Below are 17,781 nucleotides of genomic sequence, written 5' to 3'. Positions count from 1 at the left end.
AAGAATTAACTAACCTTATATAAATTATTATCTAAATCTTTGCTGATTTTAATATATTCTGAAACAAAGCCAAATAAATAGGTAGAAAAAAAAGTTAAAACACAAAAAATAAAAGGAATAAAATCAGAGACAATACTCTTTCCTATTATTACATTGTAAATCTTAGGAAACTCAATCGAATAGACATTGTAAATTTTTAAAAAAAGTATAATAAAAATGGGATAAAGAAATATTGCAAAACTATTTGAAAAAATAAGATTGAAAACATAAGAAAATGCAAATAATAATAAAGAAATTCCTAATATATTAAAAATTAAATTTAAATAATTGAGTGAGAATAGAAAATTATTCAAAATTTTCAAATCCCTGAAAAGAAAATCAACAAAGTTATTATAAATCTTTTGCTCTAAAAAATTCTTATCAATCAAATCAATCTTACTAGAATAAGAAAGATTTGATTGATAAGAAAAACTTTTATCTTTTTTATCATCCTCTGAAACAATTAAAACTCCATTAAAACCATAAAATTTAGGCCTATTGCTAGAAAATATTATTTTGCCATTTAAAAAATGCACAACCTCGTCTTTAAGAACAAAATTATCATCGTTCCCATTATTAATATAGTAGGAATGAAAACTATGGCTAACCAAAAATCCTAAATAAGAAAACAATAAAATAAGAATAAAAATAATGCAATAAAAATGAAAAGTATCTCTGGGAGACTTTAAAACCACTCCATAAAAAGGATAAGGTATTCTCATAAAAGTAACAATAAGCGACAAAGGAAAAGAATAAATATAGGCATTGTAATAAAGACTATAACTAAAAATAGAAAAATTAAAATACAAAAACTTATGTTTTAAATAAAATGTAAATATAAACATTAAAGAAAAAAGGCAAAATATTAAAATAAATCTATAAATTATTAAAAAGATCAATCTTAAAGAATCAAGCACAGCAAATCCTCCCCCTCAAAAATTGAAAAAACTTTAAGCCTTTTTGTTATCCACCAAAATATTTTTAATCTTCTCCTTAGCTTCTTCAAAGCTAATTTGCAAAGCTAAGCTAATCTCGTGCTCCAATATTAACTCAAAATCATTTAAAATCCTTTTTTCGTAAAAGGGAAGTTCTTTTTGAGTAGATTTTTTATATAAAAACTTATATAACTTTGCTGTATCTAAAATATCACTTTTTTTATAAAATTCATGACCACCATCTTTTATTTTTTTTGAATCTATTTGACCTTCGAACTCTTTAATAACATCAAAAACTTCTTCTACCTTTTCTCTACTAACCAAAGCTCTAATCCCAAAATCGTCAACTTTAGCAACAGGAACCATAAAAATCATATCACTAAATGGAAAATGTATTTCATAATAATCAATAATCTCGCCATTAAACTCTTTAGTCCTAATATCCTTAATCGTACCTACTCCATGCATTGGATAAACTACCGATTGGTTTAGCAAAAATGCCATAACTTACCTCATAAAATATAGATAGTTAAAATTTAAAAGTTCATAAAAAAACGCTTAAATTGGTTCTAATATTAAATTTATTTTCATAAAATAAATTTTCAAGATATCTATCATTACAAAAGCTTATTATTACACTGGGAGTAAGTTTGTTAATATTTGCAAAAAACATTTCTTTATTTCTCTTTACAGCTTTTAAATCATAATACCCAATAAAACTAATTTCTTTATGAGATTCTTTCAATCTTAAAAATTTTTTCTTTGAAATTGCTTTATCCTTGTCAATAATATAACATGTTTTATGGGCATTTTCTAGTATTCCCATTAAAATAAGAAGAACTGTATTTGAATCATAACAGTCAATATCAACTCTTTTAAAAATCTTACAAAAAAATCTTACAATCTTAGAATTTAAAAAAACAAGAGAAGAATTTTTAATGTGATTTCTAAATTTTTTAAAAATCAAAACCTTAAGGAAAGCCTTAAAGCCAATAAAAATTACTATTGAATGATAAGGATGTCCCGAAAGATAAGCAAATCTGCTTATAAGCTTACTGCGACTATCAAAAACATCTATAGGCACCCCTAAAAAATAAAATCTGTCTGGTTTTGAATATATATCTTTTAAATTAGCCATTATAATCCCCTAATAATGCCTTAAAATAAGCAAGTGAATAAATAATAGCCGTATCTGCTCGTAAAACCGGAGTGTTAAACCTTACAAAATTAAAGCCTTTCTCCTTGAAAAAGGCAATTTCTGGCTTTGAAAAGCATCCTTCAGGACCTATTATAATTCCAATTTTGCTAAAATTGTCAAAATTTTCATTCTTGCTTAAAAGCATTCCACTTTGATGTGCAACATAATATTTGGTAGTACAAAAAGAATAAGGCAAATAAAAAAAATTATTATAAAAATTAATTTTAGGAACAATTTGATTGCCGCTTTGCTTTAAAGCCTCATCTATTATTTTTGAAAATCTTAAAGTTTTGGCAGATGTACTATTTATATCTATTTTGGACACAGAATGATCTGCATTAATAATATTAATTTCTGAAACTCCAATTTCAACAACCTGTCTTAACACCGAATCTATTTTTTTACCCTTTAAGCTAGAAATAAAAATACTTATCTCAAAATTATTTTTTTCAATTTTATCTATTTTATTGGTAGCAAACTTAATAAAGTTACTACCAATCTTAACTATTTCTGACGCCCTTGATTCCTTATCTTTTAAAAGAATGTTAAGCTTATCGCCTTTTTTAAACCGTCTTACATTAACAAGATGATGATATATTCTCATATCTTTAACTATAATAAAATCGCCTGCTAAACAACTGGCATCTAAAACAATTTGCTTCACAATTTAATTACCTAATTTAGATAAATACTCACAAGCTGCTTTTAAAGTCTTGTCATAATGTAGATTATAAATTGGGAGTTCTTTATTATTATCTTGATAATAATTAAAAAACACATACTTGCCCAAAAATTCTTTATCAATTTTATATTTTGGATTTTCTTTAACAAGATTCTCAACAAAAAAATCAATCTCTTGCTCTGTAATGGATTTTTTGCCTTTCAAAAAGCCTTCTATTAGCTTTTTGTCAAAAATTTCTTTATATATTACTGCCTCCTCCTCAGAAAAATCTGGAGATTTTATTTCTAAATCAGGCTCAATCCCAACCTTATGGATACTCTTTCCAGATGGAGTATAATACTTTGAGCTTGTAATTTTAAATCCACCAGTATAAAAAGGAACTACATGCTGAATAACTCCCTTGCCGTAAGACTTTTCACCTATAATATAGGCTCTCTTATTATCTTTTAAAGCCCCTACAAAAACCTCCGACGCTGACGCTGATGATCTATCTATTAAAGCAACGATTTTTATATCTGAAGGCAAAATCTGTTTTGAGCTTGCCTTGTAATCAATAGGCTTGCTAGAATTTCTTGATTTTGTGGAAACAATAGTTCCTTTAGATAAGATATCATCTGCCATTTTTATAGCTGCCTGAAAATATCCACCGGTATTAAGTCTTAAATCCAAAATTAAAGATTTAATATTTCTATTCTTAAGATTGTCTAAAGCTTTGCTAAAATCTACAGAAGTGTGTGGATTAAAGCTTACTATTCTTATATAACCAATATCTTGATTAATAACATCATACTTAATTGTTTGTATTTCTATCTTTTCTCTTGTAAGTTCAAAATCTAATGTTAAATCTTTTCCCCTAAGAATAGACACTTTAACTTTTGTACCCTCTTTGCCTTTTAAACGATCAACAACTTGATCTACTTCCATAAAAGAAACACTCTTACCATCAACAGCGGTAATACAATCTCCAGATTTAATTCCAGCCTTATAAGCCGGACCCCCCTCAAAAGGTGTAACAATAGAAACACAAGAGCTATTAGGATCAAGATTTTTTGTTTTGTCTTGCTTATCTTGAGAATGCATTTTTTTTATTATAGAAATTCCAATACCAACATAATCTCCTACTGTTGTTTTTGAAATTTCTTCTAAATCTTTTTTTGTCAAATATTGAGAATAAGGATCACCTAGTGCTTGAAATATTCCTTTTAAAGCGCCTTCAAAAATCACTTCATCGTTTACAGGTTCAACATAATTTTCTTTTACAAATTCAAAAGCTTGAATCATCATCTGCTCATAACTAGATCTTGACAACTTATTATTAGGCTCATCAACAGCAAAAATAGATTCAACAATTACCAAAGAGCTTATAATAAGAGTCAGTAAAAAATACACGCATATTAAAAATTTATTTTTCATTTATCCATTCCTAATGCAAAAATTAAAACTTGATTTTATTTCCATAATATAATATTTTAAAACTATGTTAAACTCACATCCTAAAAAAAAACAAAACCTCAAAAGAGTAAGCCTTATTATACTACAAATACTCGAAAGCCTTTTGATTTTAGCCCTACTGTACCAAGCTATTAATAAATTAATTTTTATTAATAATTACTCCATAAAGTTTATGCTAACATTTATTCTATACTCACCCGAATTTTTCATGGCAAATTTAACACTCTATTATTTTATCTACGAAAAATTTAAAATTCTTCATAGCATTATAGTAATAACCAAATTATTCCAAATAATATTAACATTATTATTATTTATCTTAGGATTTACTTTTAAAGTATACGTCTATCAGGTCTCTCTGGCTATACTTTTGGGAATTACAGCAGTTTATCTGGTATTTAATGTAGTAATTTTAGCAATAATTAAAGCAAAAGTAAAAACAGCGGAGTAAAGCTTGATTATTATTCCTGTAGCCAGTGGTAAAGGGGGAGTTGGCAAATCCCTTTTCTCGGCAAACATAGCAATTTGCCTGGCAAATGAAGGGAAAAGTGTCTTGCTTGTAGATCTTGACCTTGGAGCATCTAATTTGCATTCAATGCTAAACATTACTCCCAAAAAAAGTATAGGTACATTTTTAAAAACAAAAATTAATTTCTCAGACATTATTATTGAATCTGGAATTAAAAATCTAAACTTCATTGCGGGAGATTCTGATATCCCAGAGCTTGCTAATATAACCGCTTCTCAAAAAAAAACTATAATAAAAAATTTAAAAGCCTTAGAATATGATTACCTGGTGATTGATCTTGGAGCAGGAACAACTTTTAATATTATAGACTTTTTTTTAATGTCAAAAAGAGGAGTAATAGTAACAGCTCCAACGGTAACAGCCACAATGAATGCATATTTATTCCTTAAAAATATAATATTTAGGCTGTTATCAAGCATATTTAAAAGAGGAACAAAGGGAAATGAAATTCTAAAAACAATAAAACAAAATTCAATCGACCTTCAAAGGGTATATATCCCTAATTTGTTGTTAAAGCTCGAAAGCGAAGATCCTGAAAATTACTCTAAATTTAACAAATTGTTTAAAAACATTAGTCCTTTTATGATATTTAACATGCTCAAAACTCCCAATGACATTGGAAAAACCGAAAAAATAATAAAATCAGCAAAAAACTATTTAAGCATAAATTTACAAAGTATTGGAGCAATCTATAAAGATGAAATGGTTGATCAAGCTTTAAACAACAAAATCCCTATTACTATATACAAACCTACAAGCTTAACCTCTAAAAGTATCAAAAAAATTGCAAAAAAATTGATCGAAATTGAAGATTTGACAAATGATGCTGAGCTTTTAAACGAAGAAGATTTAAATGAAAGTTATGATTTCGTATTAAGAGAAGCTCAAGAAGAATATATTGAAAAAATTGAATACCTTGAATCGTTGATAAAAAATAAAACAATAGAAAGTAGCGAAATTATTGATATAATAAAATCTCAAAAAAGAGAAATCGAAACCTTAAGAAAGCAAAATATGTTATTTAAAAAAAAGCTTTTTGAAAAGTTTGAAAAGACTAAGGAGGTCTAATGCCAAATTATATAAATTACCCAAGTTGGTTACATCCTGAAGTGATTCAAGGCATACCAATTACATGGTACAGCCTATCTTACATTTTTATAATACTAATCTCTTATAAGTTTATTTGGTATCAAATACAATCAGACAGAATTGATATCAAAAAAGAAGATTATGAAACATTTATGTTCTCGCTTGTGCTTGGAGCAATTTTAGGAGGCAGATTGGCATCTACTTTGGTTTACGATAAATCAGGGATTTATTATTCTCATCCTTGGTTAATTTTTTTACCATTCGACCAAAATTGGAATTTTACAGGCTTTAGAGGTATGGCCATTCATGGTGGTTTTTTAGGTGCAATAATTGCTCCTTTAATCATAATAAATACAAAACTTAAAAATACAAATGTTAAAAAATATTTTCTAAAACTAACAGACTATGGATCAATAGCTTTTTCTTCTGGTTACATACTTGGAAGACTGGCTAATTTCGCAAATGCAGAGCTTTATGGAAGAGTAATGAAAGGGGGAATAATATTCCCTAATGCAGAACCATTTGATACAAATATACCAGGTGTCAAAGAATTTGCATCATCCATAGGGCTTGAAATCTTGCCTCATGACCTGCTAATCAACCTCCCAAGAATACCCTCTCAACTTATTGAAGGATTTTTCGAAGGACCTGTAACTTTTATGTTACTATGGTTTTTATTTAGAAAAATTAAAAAATATGATGGATTTATTTTTGGTATATATGTAATGCTTTACGCTTTTTTCAGATTCTTTATTGAATATTTAAGAGAACCTGACAAAGACCTTGGATTTATAATAAACTACAAGCCAATTGAAAGTCTATCAGAATTTTCTTTTTTAAACATATCAATGGGACAAATTCTCTCACTAATACTAATGCTTTCAGGTTTAATATGGGTAATAGTCACTAAAAAAATCGCAGATAAAAAAATAAAAAATAATACTAACTTGGCATATAAAAATTAAAATAAGAGCAAGCCAATAAAATGAAAGGGGTTAATAATTACAAAAATATAAATTCTGTTGTAATCTCTAAAAACGAAATTGATGTTAGAGATCTTATAAAACTCAAATCTATTTTTAACTTAATTCAAATTGTAAAATCTGAAAAAGCTTTATACAGTGAATACGTAAAACAAAATAATATTAAATTCGCTATTATTTATAATCATGAAAAACCAATAGATTTCTCAATAAAAGTTGCAAATGAATTAAAAAATATAAACAAAATCCACTCTATTATAATTAGCAATGAAAAATTTGATGAGGAATATTTAAAACTTAACCACATAGAAATAATAAAAGATATAAGCGAATTAGAATATAAAAAAAGCTTAATACACCAAAAAAAACTATTTTGCGACAATCAAAACTCAACCTTAGATTTCTTTTTAAATTTATCAGAACTCATTAAAGAAATAGTAATCATCACAAACACCGAAAATGAAATTATTTATATCAATGAAAAAGGTAGTAAAAATCTTAATCTTCCAATAAAAACCTCTGGAAATAAAATCAAAGTAACCGACATAGACATTAGAGATTGGGAAAAGTTAAAAAAAATAGATTTAAGTTATCATACAAATTCTATTCCTGAATTTAAAAATATATTAATAACCAATTGTATTTTAACTTTAAAAAATAATAAAAAACTATATGTAGATGTATTTATTAGCACAATTGATCAAAACAATATTGATAAATTAATAACAATAAAAGAAATACCAAACCTTAATAAAATAGAAAACTATAAATATCTAGAAATTATTGATTCGCAAGACGAGATTCAAAATGCCAAAGAAATTGAAAAATTACTAGTAAACCATATGGATATTTACAAGAAAAAAAAATATATTTGCTTAATTTAGACCTATTCCTAACAACAGAATATGAATACAAAGAAGATAGAGAAAAGCTTAATATAAAAATACTTAAAATAATGTATTCAAAAATAATGTCATTATACTCTGAATATATTTTTAAGCTAAAAAACAACAATTTAATAGTAATCATATGCACAAGTGGTGATGAAAACCAAATAATCTCAATTGCCAAAAAAATCAAAAAAACAATTACGTTGGCATTAAAAAAAGAAGATATTATTATATTCAAATTCAATATCGGAATAATAGAAGTAAATTTAAGAGAAAACCTAGAATTAAAAATCCCCAAATTAATGATGGCTACAAAAATATCATCAGAATACAAAGACTCTAATCCTATTATATATAAAGAAGAACTACCAGAAGCGGTGATTTTAAAAAATCAAAACAAAATCTTTCAATATATACTTAAAGCAATAAAAAATGATTTTTTTACTCTTTATTATCAAAAAATAAATCCTCTTAAAAAGAACCTAAAGCCTAAAATAGAAATCTTGACAAGACTTTTTGACCACATGGGCAAACCAATTCCAAACGAGCAAATTTTTAACTTAATAGACAAATACAATTTAACTGCTGAAGTTGATCAATTGGTAGTTAAAAAGGCTTTAAGAGAATATAAAAGCTTTGTATCAAAAAATGGGGTTCACATTTTCTCAATTAACATATCTCCTTATTCGCTAAAATCCCAAAACTTTCGAATCTTTTTAAAAGATACTTTATTAAAAAGCCAAATCCCACTTCAAAATATATGTTTAGAAATAACAGAAACTGGAATTCTTGAAAATTTTGAGATAATAAATAAATATTTTCAAGAATTAAAAAGTTTTGGAATCAAACTAGCACTTGATGATTTTGGAAGCGGGCATACATCACTCTCATATATTAAAACACTACCAATAGACTTGCTTAAAATAGATGGATCTTTCATAAAAGCAATAAACTCCAGTGAAATAGATTATGTAATAATAAAATCCATTAAAAAAATAGCAGATACAAAAAATATAAAAATTATTGCTGAATTTGTATATAATGAAGAAATATTAAAAAAAATAAATGAACTAGAAATAGACTATGGACAAGGATTTTTATGGCACAAACCAGAACCAATATAAATTCTAAAAACGGTGAAATCTAAAAAATATATTCATGGCTAAATTTTATTAAATTTCAAAAAAAATTTTACATTAAAAAAGGAATAAAATTAATGGAAAAAAAAATAGCATTAATTGCACATGACAAAAAAAAGGATGATTTGGTAAATTTTGTAAAGCAAAACTATCTCTTCTTATCCAAATTCAAGCTTATTGCAACAGGGACAACAGGGTCCAGAATCCAACAAGCTACTGATCTTACAATTATTAAATATAAATCAGGCCCTATGGGGGGAGATCAGCAAATTGGAGCTGAAGTAGCTGAAGGGAATGTCTTAGCTATATTTTTCTTTAGAGATCCCCTAACAAGTCAGCCTCACGAACCAGATGTGTCAGCTCTTATTAGACTTTGCGATGTACATAATATACCGCTTGCAACCAATGTAAAAACAGCAGAAATTTTAATAAAAGGGCTTGAGGGTTTGAATGCTTGATTTTAAAATAGGCTTTAATTTTAAATCAAAGCCTAAAAAATCAAAAATATAAATTAATTCATCATCATAGGTGAAATTTTTTCAATACCGTCGATAATATAATTAACAGATTCAAGGAAAGTCTTGGCATCTGAATTATTCTCATCAACTGTAACTTCCAATTTTGAATTTTTAATATTAAGATCTCTAAAAGTACCAATAAGATCGCTTTTAGCACCATGCAAATTACTATTTATAATCTTTTTAAAATCAGGAGTAATCCCAACAAAAATAAAAGCTTCTTTCCCAGAAATATTAATTGGGGCTTCTCCTGCATAAATATTATCATAAAAATAAACTATTAACTTTGCATTCTCTTTCGAAGGTATTGTTTCAAAGTATCCATCTTCTTCAGAAAAATAAAAAACCTTTATATTTTTTCCTAAACTTTTTCGATCATTTTTTGAATGAACTACTCCCATAGCATGAAAAACATGACCAATAGTATGTTCATCTATTTTAGAAGTATTATCAAGCTTGGAAGTGTTGTCTACTTCTTGCTCCTCAACATATTCATTTGAGCTATCTTTTGAAGTACACGCAATTATTAAAAGAAATAACAAGCTCATTAAATAGTTTTTTAAAAAACCATTTTTATACATAAAAATTCTCCCTTATGATTAATTAATAACATTAAAATTAAAGGTAAGTTTACAATAAATAATTTATTTTGTACACACCTTAAAAACAATTAAAATGCTAAAATAAGATAGGAGGTATTATTAATGAAAAAACAAAATCCATGGATATCTTTAAGCGAAGAAGAAAAAAATCAAATTTTCAATTTTTCCGAAAGTTACAAAAAATTTATAAGTAAATTTAAAACAGAAAGAGAAGTTACATCCTACGCTCTAGATAAAGCAAAAAAAAGGGGGTTTATTGATGCTGAGGAGAAAAAAAATTTAATTCCAGGCGATAAAATTTTTTATACTTGTAGAGAAAAAACTGCTGCTTTTGCTATTATTGGCAAAAATCCTATTGAAAATGGAATGAATTTAATTGTTTCTCATACAGATTCCCCAAGACTTGATGCAAAGCCTTCCCCAATCTCTGAAGAAAACGAACTTGCATTTCTTAAAACCAATTATTATGGGGGAATAAAAAAGTACCAGTGGTTATCTACACCCCTTTCAATAAGAGGTGTGGTATTCTTAAAAAATGGAGAAAAAGTTGAAATCAATATTGGCGACAATGAAAACGATCCTGTATTTGTAATTCCCGACATTTTGCCTCATCTTGATAAAAAGATACAAAGAAATAAAAAATCAGATGAAATTGTTGAGGGAGAAAATCTTAAAATTTTAATTGGAAGCCTACCAATCGAATCAAAAGAACAAGATAAAGTTAAACTGGCAACTCTGCAACTAATAAAAGAAAAATACAAAATAGAAGAAGAAGATTTCGTATCATCAGAAATTGAAATAGTACCTGCAGGAACAGCAAAAGACGTTGGATTTGACAAAGCTTTAATTGGTGCTTACGGACAAGATGACAAAATATGCGCTTACACTTCACTAGAATCTATATTTGATCTTGAAGAGATTCCAAACAAAACAGCTATTTGCTTTCTTGTAGATAAAGAAGAAATTGGCTCAACAGGCTCAACTGGACTAGATTCAAGATATCTTGAATATTTTGTTTCTGACATGATCTTTAAAATTAAAAAATCAGAATACAATAATCTTCAAGTCCAAAAAGCTTTATGGAATTCAAAAAGCATTTCTGCTGATGTTTGTGCAGCAATAAACCCAATATTTAACTCAGTTCATGACACACAAAATGCTCCCAAACTTGGCTATGGTATACCCATAATGAAATATACAGGACATGGTGGAAAAGTTATGGCCAGCGATGCTGATGCCGAGCTTGTTTCTTATATTAGGCAATTATTAAATAAAAACAATATAGCCTGGCAAGTAGCAACACTTGGAAAAGTAGAAGAAGGCGGAGGAGGAACTGTTGCTAAATTCCTAGCTAGCTATGGAATAAGAACAATAGACATGGGACCTGCTGTTATAAGCATGCATTCTCCAATGGAAATAACTTCTAAATTTGATTTATACAATGCTTATTTAGCATACAAAGCTTTCTACAAGGAATAAAATTGCTATGGCAGACATAGAAAAAACAAATAAAATAAAAGTAGCAGAGCATATTGTAGAATGCTTTGGAGGAATCAAAAATATTAAAAACATCAGCAAAGAAATAACGAGAATAAAAATTTTAGTAGACAGCAATTCTTTAGTCAAAAGAGACGATTTAACAAAAAATGACAACATAATAGGAACTATTAAATCTAATGAACTTACAGAAATTGTAATGAATTTCGAAATAATAGAAGATGTTTATAATAAGATTTTATATATGATGAATGATCAAAAACAATAAAGCCTCTTTAAGAGGCTTTATTTCATTATCCAATATCCCTCATATACTCAATAACAGATTCAGCTCGCAACTCTTTATTCAAAATTTTATATATAACACTTAACAAGCTATTAGGATTGAAATCGCGATTTAATTCTTTTAAAAGGGAAAAAATTGATTTAGCAGCAAAAACTCCCTCTGGCAAATATCCAATTTTTTCAATATTGTTTATCAAATCATCGATACTAAAAAAGCTTTCCAAAATATTTTTGCTAACAATTTCATTGCCAAATCGCCTATTCCTTCCAAACATGCTTCTACAAGTAACATCTAAATCACCAGAACCAGACAAAAATAAAAACGTTTCAATATTTTTTCCTCCAAGCTCAATTGCAATGTCTTTCATATTATTTAAGGATATTGAAAATAAAAATGATTCTGTATTATTCCCTATCAAATTAGGATAATTTAATTTATACGCATCTAAAATTCCAAATGCAATTGCAAACACATTTTTTAAAGCTGCTGCTATTTGCACCCCAAAAACATCTTTGCTATAAAACAAAGAAATTGGGGTTTTGCTAAATAAATTAATAAACAAATATGCATTTTCCCTATTATGACTAGCCGCAACAAGTCCTGTTATCACACCAAGTCCAACTTCCTCAGCATGACTTGGCCCAACAATATAGGTAATTTCATCTTTATATCCTTTAATAACTTTCTCAGCAGCTTCAATAACTGTATGAGTCTTTCCATTAAAAGTAAGAAATCCTTTTGTAAGTATTGCTAATTTTGGCTTTAGCTGTAAAGAATCAAAAAATTGATCCAATTTTTTAAAAATATCAACAGTAAAAAGAGAAGGCGTTGCAATTAAAATATAATCAGACATCGATACAACTTCAAACAAATCTGAACTTGCAACCAAATTTTTTGGCAATTTAATTCCCTTTAAATATTTATCATTAACATTACCATTATTAATACCATTCTTAACATCTTCTTCAAAAGACCATAAAAAAATATTAAAATCAAATTTATCTGCCAAAGACTTTGCGATAGCTGTCCCCCAAGCCCCCGCTCCTATTACTGATATTTTCATAAATACTCCCTATAACCTTATAAAAACTCATATTTTATTGTTTCATCTAAATAGATTTTTATTTTACCAGAATTTTCAATTTTCTTAAAAAGAATTTCATCTATTAAAAGCTTTCCCACTTCTTTGAATATAAACTTTTTAATCCTTTTTAATCCATAACCCTTTCCATAAATCTTTTCCCGAATATAATCAATAACACTTTTCTCAAAAAAAACATCAAATTTTCTATCTCTCAATATCCTAGCAAAACGATTAAGCTCATTAAAAACAATTTTTTCAAAATCTAACTCATCAATAGATTTAAATAAAAGAACATAATCTATTAACTCTAAAAATTCATTAGGAAATCTCTTCTCTAATATAAGATTAAAATCATTTTCCCCTGTCATTTTGTTTTTAAAGCCAATACTATTAAGCTCATTGCTCTCAGCATTAACGCTTATTACTATTAAACTTTCTGATAAACTTGCCTTTTTCCCAAGACCATCAAAAAGCTTGCCTGTTTTAAATCCTTCCAAAAAAAAATTTAAAACCCTTTTATTACATTTATCAAAATCTGATAGAAAAATAATAGAATTAGAAGATTTGTTTAAAAAATTAAAAAATCTAGTAGATTCATAATACCCTTCATTACTTAAAACAGGTCCAATCAATCTATCAAGAGAATTAAAATCGCTATATTCGCCCATATTAAGACTAAATTTTTGAATTCCAAGCTCTTCTGATAAAATATCCGTCAATTTGCATTTTCCCGCTCCAGAAGGACCAATAAAGGCAAATATGCCAATAGTACTTCTGTTGGCAAGTAAATTAAATTTTAATAGTTTTATATTTAGTATCAAATCAAATATTAAACTATCATGTATAATAAGTTCTTTTTTTATTCTATTCTCTAAATTAATTAACAACTCACTATCATACTCTTCAAAATTAAAAATATTAGAGCCAACAACAGACTTAATCAGATCACAAACATCCTCTTTTGTTATGACTCTTTTTATGTTTTGAATCTTAAACTTAGAACCTAGTTCATCTAAAATATCAAAAGCTTTGTCTGGAAGAAATCTATCTTTAATATATTTTTGAGACATAACAATGCAGGCTCGTATTGCCTCGTCTGTATATTCCACATTATGATATCTCTCATAATCTTTCTTAATCTCATGCAAAATATTATAAGTGTCGTCAAAATCAGGCTCTTTGAGCTCTATACTCTGAAACCTCCTCATTAAAGCCTTATCTTTTAAAAAAAATTTTCTATATTCATATTCTGTGGTAGCTCCAATAAATTTAATTTTTCCTAAAGTCAAAATAGGCTTCAATAAATTAGAAATATCCATACTACCAAATGAAGTGGCGCCCGCCCCTACTATCATATGGATCTCATCAATAAAAAGCATAACTTTTTTTCTTGAGTTTAAAAAATCTAAAACCCTGTTAATCCTACTCTCAAGATCTCCCCTATATTTAGTGCCCGAAATAAGCCTGCCAATATCAAGAGAATAGATTTCATATCCTATTAAATCCCTTGGGACATTCTCTATTTTTATTTTATATGCAAGACCTTGGATTAACACTGTTTTTCCAACACCGGGTTCTCCAAATAAAATAGGGTTACTTTTATGCTTCCTAAGTATTACCTGAATTAACCGAGATAATTCTCGCTTTCTACCAATTAAAGGATTGTGCTTTAAATCCAAAGCATCAATAATGTTTGTTAAAAAATTGCCAATAGAGTCATTCTTTTCTAAGAAAGTATTATTTTGATTCAACTTATCACGATTATTATTAAAAATATGAAAGCCTCCTTTACTTTTTGGCGCATTATTGTGAATATATTCTGCAATTAATTCACTATCATAATCTAAATCGGATTTAGTATTTACAGCCAAATAATCATGAACTTCAATAAGTTTGTCAAAAATAGTTAAATTAAAACCTGAGTTAATTAACGTATCTAAAATGCTATTTTTTCTTTTTTTGATAAGCACCCACAATAAATCTTTTTCTTGTATTTTATAAGGCTTTTTATAAAAAGAAAGAACACTGATTATGTCGTCATACAAATAATCCATACTAGAAACATAATCAGGAATATAATTGTCTCTTAAGGGAAGTTTACTAAAAAATTCTTCTAGCTGTTTATTAAGCTTATAAAAGTCAATTGTACAAAAATTAAGTAGTTCTTTAATTTTATCGCTTTTAATCAACCCATAAAAAATGTGCTCTTCTGTAAAAACAAGATGCTTAGACTCCATGAAAAACAAAAACGTGTTAAAAAACAAACAATTTAAAACTCTTCTGTCATACATTCAAAATCAACTATAAAACAATTCGTAAAAATTTTTTCTTACCTACTCGTAATTCAATTTCATTGTTATTAAAATCCTCTCTAGTAATAAAATGGTTCTGATTTTCTACCCTTTTGCCGTTGATATACACCCCCCCAGAATTAATCAATCTTCTACCCTCTGACTTACTAGGCACAATTTTTGAATCAAGCATTAAATTAATCAACAATATCTCTTCTTCTAAGCCAGAAAAGCTAAATTTAAAAAATGGAATATTACTTCTATCTCCACTCCCCCTAAATGCAGCAAAGGATGCTTCTTGAACTTTCAAGGCTTCCGCTTCTCCATGAACAATTTTAGTTATCTCAAAAGCTAAAATCTCTTTAGCCTTATTTAAAGAATTTCCCTTAAAATTTGAAATTGATTCAATCTCATCTTCTTCTAAAAAAGTAAAAAGGTATAAAAAAGTTTTCACATCAGAATCTGAAGTATTTCTAAAATACTGATAAAAATCATAAATACTGTAAAGACTAGAATCAAGATAAACAGCACCTTTTTCTGATTTGCCCATCTTTTTCCCATCACTTCTTGTAATTAATGGAAACGTAACTCCAAAAGCTTCTACTCCCGTTTTTCTTCTAATCAAGTCAACACCCGACACAATATTCCCCCATTGATCATCCCCACCAATTTGAAGTCTACAATTTTTAATTTTATTAAGCATATAATAATCATAAGACTGCAAAAGCTGATAATTGAACTCAATAAAGGAAAGTCCAAAATCTAGTCTTCTTTTATAAGTTTCAAAGCTTAACATACGATTAACAGAAAAATGAATGCCAATATCTCTTAAAAATTCAATATAATTAAGATTATCTAACCAATTTGAATTATGAATAAAGCAGCTTGAACTAAACCTCGTTATTCTTTGAAGTTGATTTTTTATCGATAAAGCATTATTGTTAATCTCTTGTGAAGACAAAATCTTTCTCATCTCGCTTTTTCCAGAAGGATCGCCTATTTTTGCTGTAGAATCTCCAATCAAAATAATTGGCATGTGACCATGTTGTCTAAGATGCATCATAGCCAAAAAAGGAATCAAATGACCAATATGAAGAGAACTAGATGTTGCATCAACTCCTGCATAAAAAACTATTTTTTCCCTATCCATTAAATCACTTAAAACCTTTAAAGATGTGCATTGCTTTAAAAATCCGCGCTTATATAAAAGGTTTAAAGCAAGATTCATTTATTAAAATCCTCTTTGTAATTTAAAATCTCTGTTTTAATGTATGAATATAAATCATTAGTAAAAATTCTCTTCTGGGTCATATTATTTCTTTCTCTAACAGTGACTGTTTCATCCTCAATAGTATTGTAGTCTACTGTTACACAATAAGGGGTCCCTATTTCATCTTGACGTCTATACCTTTTACCTATTGTTCCACTATCATCGTAGAATATATGAAAATCATCACAAAGCTCCATATAAATTCTTCTAGCAATCTTAACAAGCTCAACTTTTTTAACAAGAGGGAATATAGCAATTTTATAAGGAGCCAACTTAGGATGTAATCGCAAAACAATACGCTTATCTCCATCTGAGAGTTCTTCTTCAGAATAAGCGTTGCAAAGGATCATTAAAACAGATCTTGTAAGTCCGGCAGAAGTTTCAATAACATGAGGCACATATCTCTCTTTTGTTAACAAATCATGATACTCAAATATTTTAGGATTGTTAGAAAATTTAGAATGCTGAGTTAAATCATAATTGCCTCTATTGTGAATACCTTCTACTTCCTGAAATCCAAACGGAAATTCATACTCAATATCAAATGCAGATTTTGCATAATGAGCAAGTTGTGTTGAATCATGAGCTTTAAATCTTAATTTATCGGGTCTAATTTTAAGAGTTTCTATAAAAAAATTCATTCTATTTTGTTGCCAATAACAAAACCATTCATCTATTTGCTTAGGATGAACAAAAAACTGCATTTCCATTTGCTCAAACTCACAAGTTCTAAATATAAAATTTTTAGTAACTATCTCATTCCTAAACGCTTTCCCTACTTGAGCAATTCCAAAAGGAATCTTAAGCCTTGAAGAATCCAAAACATTCCTAAAATTAACAAAAATTCCTTGTGCTGTCTCGGGTCTTAAATAAATCTCATTAGAGCTATCCTCAACTACTCCAATATGGGTCTTAAACATTAAATTAAAACTTCTCGGAGAAGTAAAATTGTTCCCAACTTTACAATTTGGACAATTTTTTGACAAATCAACAAAATCGGCTCTAAATCTACTTTTACAATCTTTGCAATCAACCATAGAGTCTGAAAAACCGTCAATATGACCAGATGCTCTCCAAATTTCAGATCGCATAAAAATAGCACTATCCAAACCTACAATATTTTCATGTAAGTACACCATGCTCTTCCACCACTCGCTTTTTATATTTTTTTTAAGCTCAACCCCCAAAGGACCATAATCCCAAGCTCCCGAAAGACCCCCATAAACCTCTGAAGACTGAAATACAAAACCTTTTCTCTTAGCAAGAGAAATAATATCTTCCATTCTAACCATAAAAA

General features: G+C 27.9%; 16 protein-coding genes and 1 pseudogene. 7 read left to right on the top strand and 10 right to left on the bottom strand.

The genetic code is table 11. The annotated features are described in order from the left end of the window. Positions 1-5: 5 nt before the first annotated feature. From BLA33_RS02545 to BLA33_RS02525, 5 genes are read right to left on the bottom strand one after another with little or no spacing between them, the layout of a single operon-like run. Positions 6-956, bottom strand: coding sequence for a hypothetical protein (locus BLA33_RS02545; protein WP_029346550.1), 951 nt, complete (start codon positions 954-956; stop codon positions 6-8). Between the two features lie 33 nt (positions 957-989). Further along, positions 990-1,478: a CarD family transcriptional regulator gene (locus BLA33_RS02540; RefSeq protein WP_004793081.1), complete on the bottom strand. Its 489-nt coding sequence runs from the start codon at positions 1,476-1,478 to the stop codon at positions 990-992. 40 nt (positions 1,479-1,518) lie between these two features. Then, positions 1,519-2,112, bottom strand: a complete 594-nt coding sequence (locus BLA33_RS02535; RefSeq protein ID WP_029346549.1) for a hypothetical protein — start codon at positions 2,110-2,112, stop codon at positions 1,519-1,521. Next, a complete protein-coding gene (locus BLA33_RS02530) occupies positions 2,105-2,836 on the bottom strand; it encodes a 16S rRNA (uracil(1498)-N(3))-methyltransferase (protein ID WP_029346548.1) in 732 nt (243 codons plus the stop codon). The genes BLA33_RS02535 and BLA33_RS02530 overlap by 8 nt, the downstream gene beginning before the upstream one ends. 3 nt (positions 2,837-2,839) lie before the next feature. Next, complete coding sequence (locus tag BLA33_RS02525) at positions 2,840-4,267, bottom strand: S41 family peptidase (protein ID WP_029346547.1); 1,428 nt, start codon at positions 4,265-4,267, stop codon at positions 2,840-2,842. Positions 4,268-4,331: 64 nt separating this feature from the next. Here BLA33_RS02525 and BLA33_RS06110 point away from each other — a divergent pair, with 64 nt between their 5' ends. The 5 genes and pseudogenes from BLA33_RS06110 to mgsA all read left to right on the top strand — a co-directional run bounded on the left by BLA33_RS06110 (position 4,332) and on the right by mgsA (position 9,394). Continuing rightward, on the top strand, positions 4,332-4,757 hold the full coding sequence (locus BLA33_RS06110; RefSeq protein WP_029346546.1) for a hypothetical protein: 426 nt from the start codon (positions 4,332-4,334) through the stop codon (positions 4,755-4,757). A 3-nt stretch (positions 4,758-4,760) separates the two neighbouring features. Continuing rightward, entirely contained in the window at positions 4,761-5,903 is a 1,143-nt protein-coding gene (locus BLA33_RS02515) for a MinD/ParA family protein (RefSeq protein ID WP_075226399.1), read from the top strand. After that, positions 5,903-6,889, top strand: coding sequence for a prolipoprotein diacylglyceryl transferase (lgt, locus tag BLA33_RS02510; RefSeq protein WP_031505578.1), 987 nt, complete (start codon positions 5,903-5,905; stop codon positions 6,887-6,889). The genes BLA33_RS02515 and lgt overlap by 1 nt, the downstream gene beginning before the upstream one ends. A 20-nt stretch (positions 6,890-6,909) precedes the next feature. Continuing rightward, positions 6,910-8,921 (top strand): annotated as a pseudogene (locus BLA33_RS02505) (EAL domain-containing protein). A gap of 92 nt (positions 8,922-9,013) precedes the next feature. Further along, on the top strand, positions 9,014-9,394 hold the full coding sequence (mgsA, locus tag BLA33_RS02500; protein ID WP_004791588.1) for a methylglyoxal synthase: 381 nt from the start codon (positions 9,014-9,016) through the stop codon (positions 9,392-9,394). Positions 9,395-9,447: 53 nt separating this feature from the next. Here mgsA and p22 read toward each other — a convergent pair whose 3' ends face one another. Next, positions 9,448-10,035, bottom strand: coding sequence for a lipoprotein P22 (gene p22, locus BLA33_RS02495; protein WP_075226398.1), 588 nt, complete (start codon positions 10,033-10,035; stop codon positions 9,448-9,450). 123 nt (positions 10,036-10,158) lie between these two features. On the opposite strand from p22, the gene BLA33_RS02490 reads away from it, so the two are divergent. Both BLA33_RS02490 and BLA33_RS02485 read left to right on the top strand, forming a co-directional pair. Next, positions 10,159-11,535: an aminopeptidase gene (locus BLA33_RS02490; protein WP_004793189.1), complete on the top strand. Its 1,377-nt coding sequence runs from the start codon at positions 10,159-10,161 to the stop codon at positions 11,533-11,535. Between the two features lie 7 nt (positions 11,536-11,542). Then, entirely contained in the window at positions 11,543-11,821 is a 279-nt protein-coding gene (locus BLA33_RS02485) for a PTS transporter subunit EIIB (RefSeq protein ID WP_029346545.1), read from the top strand. Between the two features lie 25 nt (positions 11,822-11,846). Here BLA33_RS02485 and BLA33_RS02480 read toward each other — a convergent pair whose 3' ends face one another. Genes BLA33_RS02480 through BLA33_RS02465 form a run of 4 tightly spaced genes read right to left on the bottom strand, consistent with a single transcriptional unit; the run spans position 11,847 to position 17,776 of the window. Continuing rightward, entirely contained in the window at positions 11,847-12,902 is a 1,056-nt protein-coding gene (locus BLA33_RS02480; RefSeq protein ID WP_075226397.1) for an NAD(P)H-dependent glycerol-3-phosphate dehydrogenase, read from the bottom strand. A gap of 17 nt (positions 12,903-12,919) precedes the next feature. Further along, complete coding sequence (locus BLA33_RS02475; RefSeq protein WP_029346544.1) at positions 12,920-15,214, bottom strand: AAA family ATPase; 2,295 nt, start codon at positions 15,212-15,214, stop codon at positions 12,920-12,922. 10 nt (positions 15,215-15,224) lie between these two features. Then, complete coding sequence (gene tyrS, locus BLA33_RS02470; protein WP_075226396.1) at positions 15,225-16,442, bottom strand: tyrosine--tRNA ligase; 1,218 nt, start codon at positions 16,440-16,442, stop codon at positions 15,225-15,227. After that, complete coding sequence (locus BLA33_RS02465) at positions 16,439-17,776, bottom strand: glycine--tRNA ligase (protein WP_029346543.1); 1,338 nt, start codon at positions 17,774-17,776, stop codon at positions 16,439-16,441. The genes tyrS and BLA33_RS02465 overlap by 4 nt, the downstream gene beginning before the upstream one ends. Positions 17,777-17,781 lie beyond the last annotated feature (5 nt).

This window comes from Borreliella garinii (genome assembly GCF_001922545.1).
GTDB lineage: Bacteria > Spirochaetota > Spirochaetia > Borreliales > Borreliaceae > Borreliella > Borreliella garinii.
The sequence above is the reverse complement of the archived record's forward strand: the minus strand, read 5'-3'. Positions and strand labels throughout refer to the sequence as shown.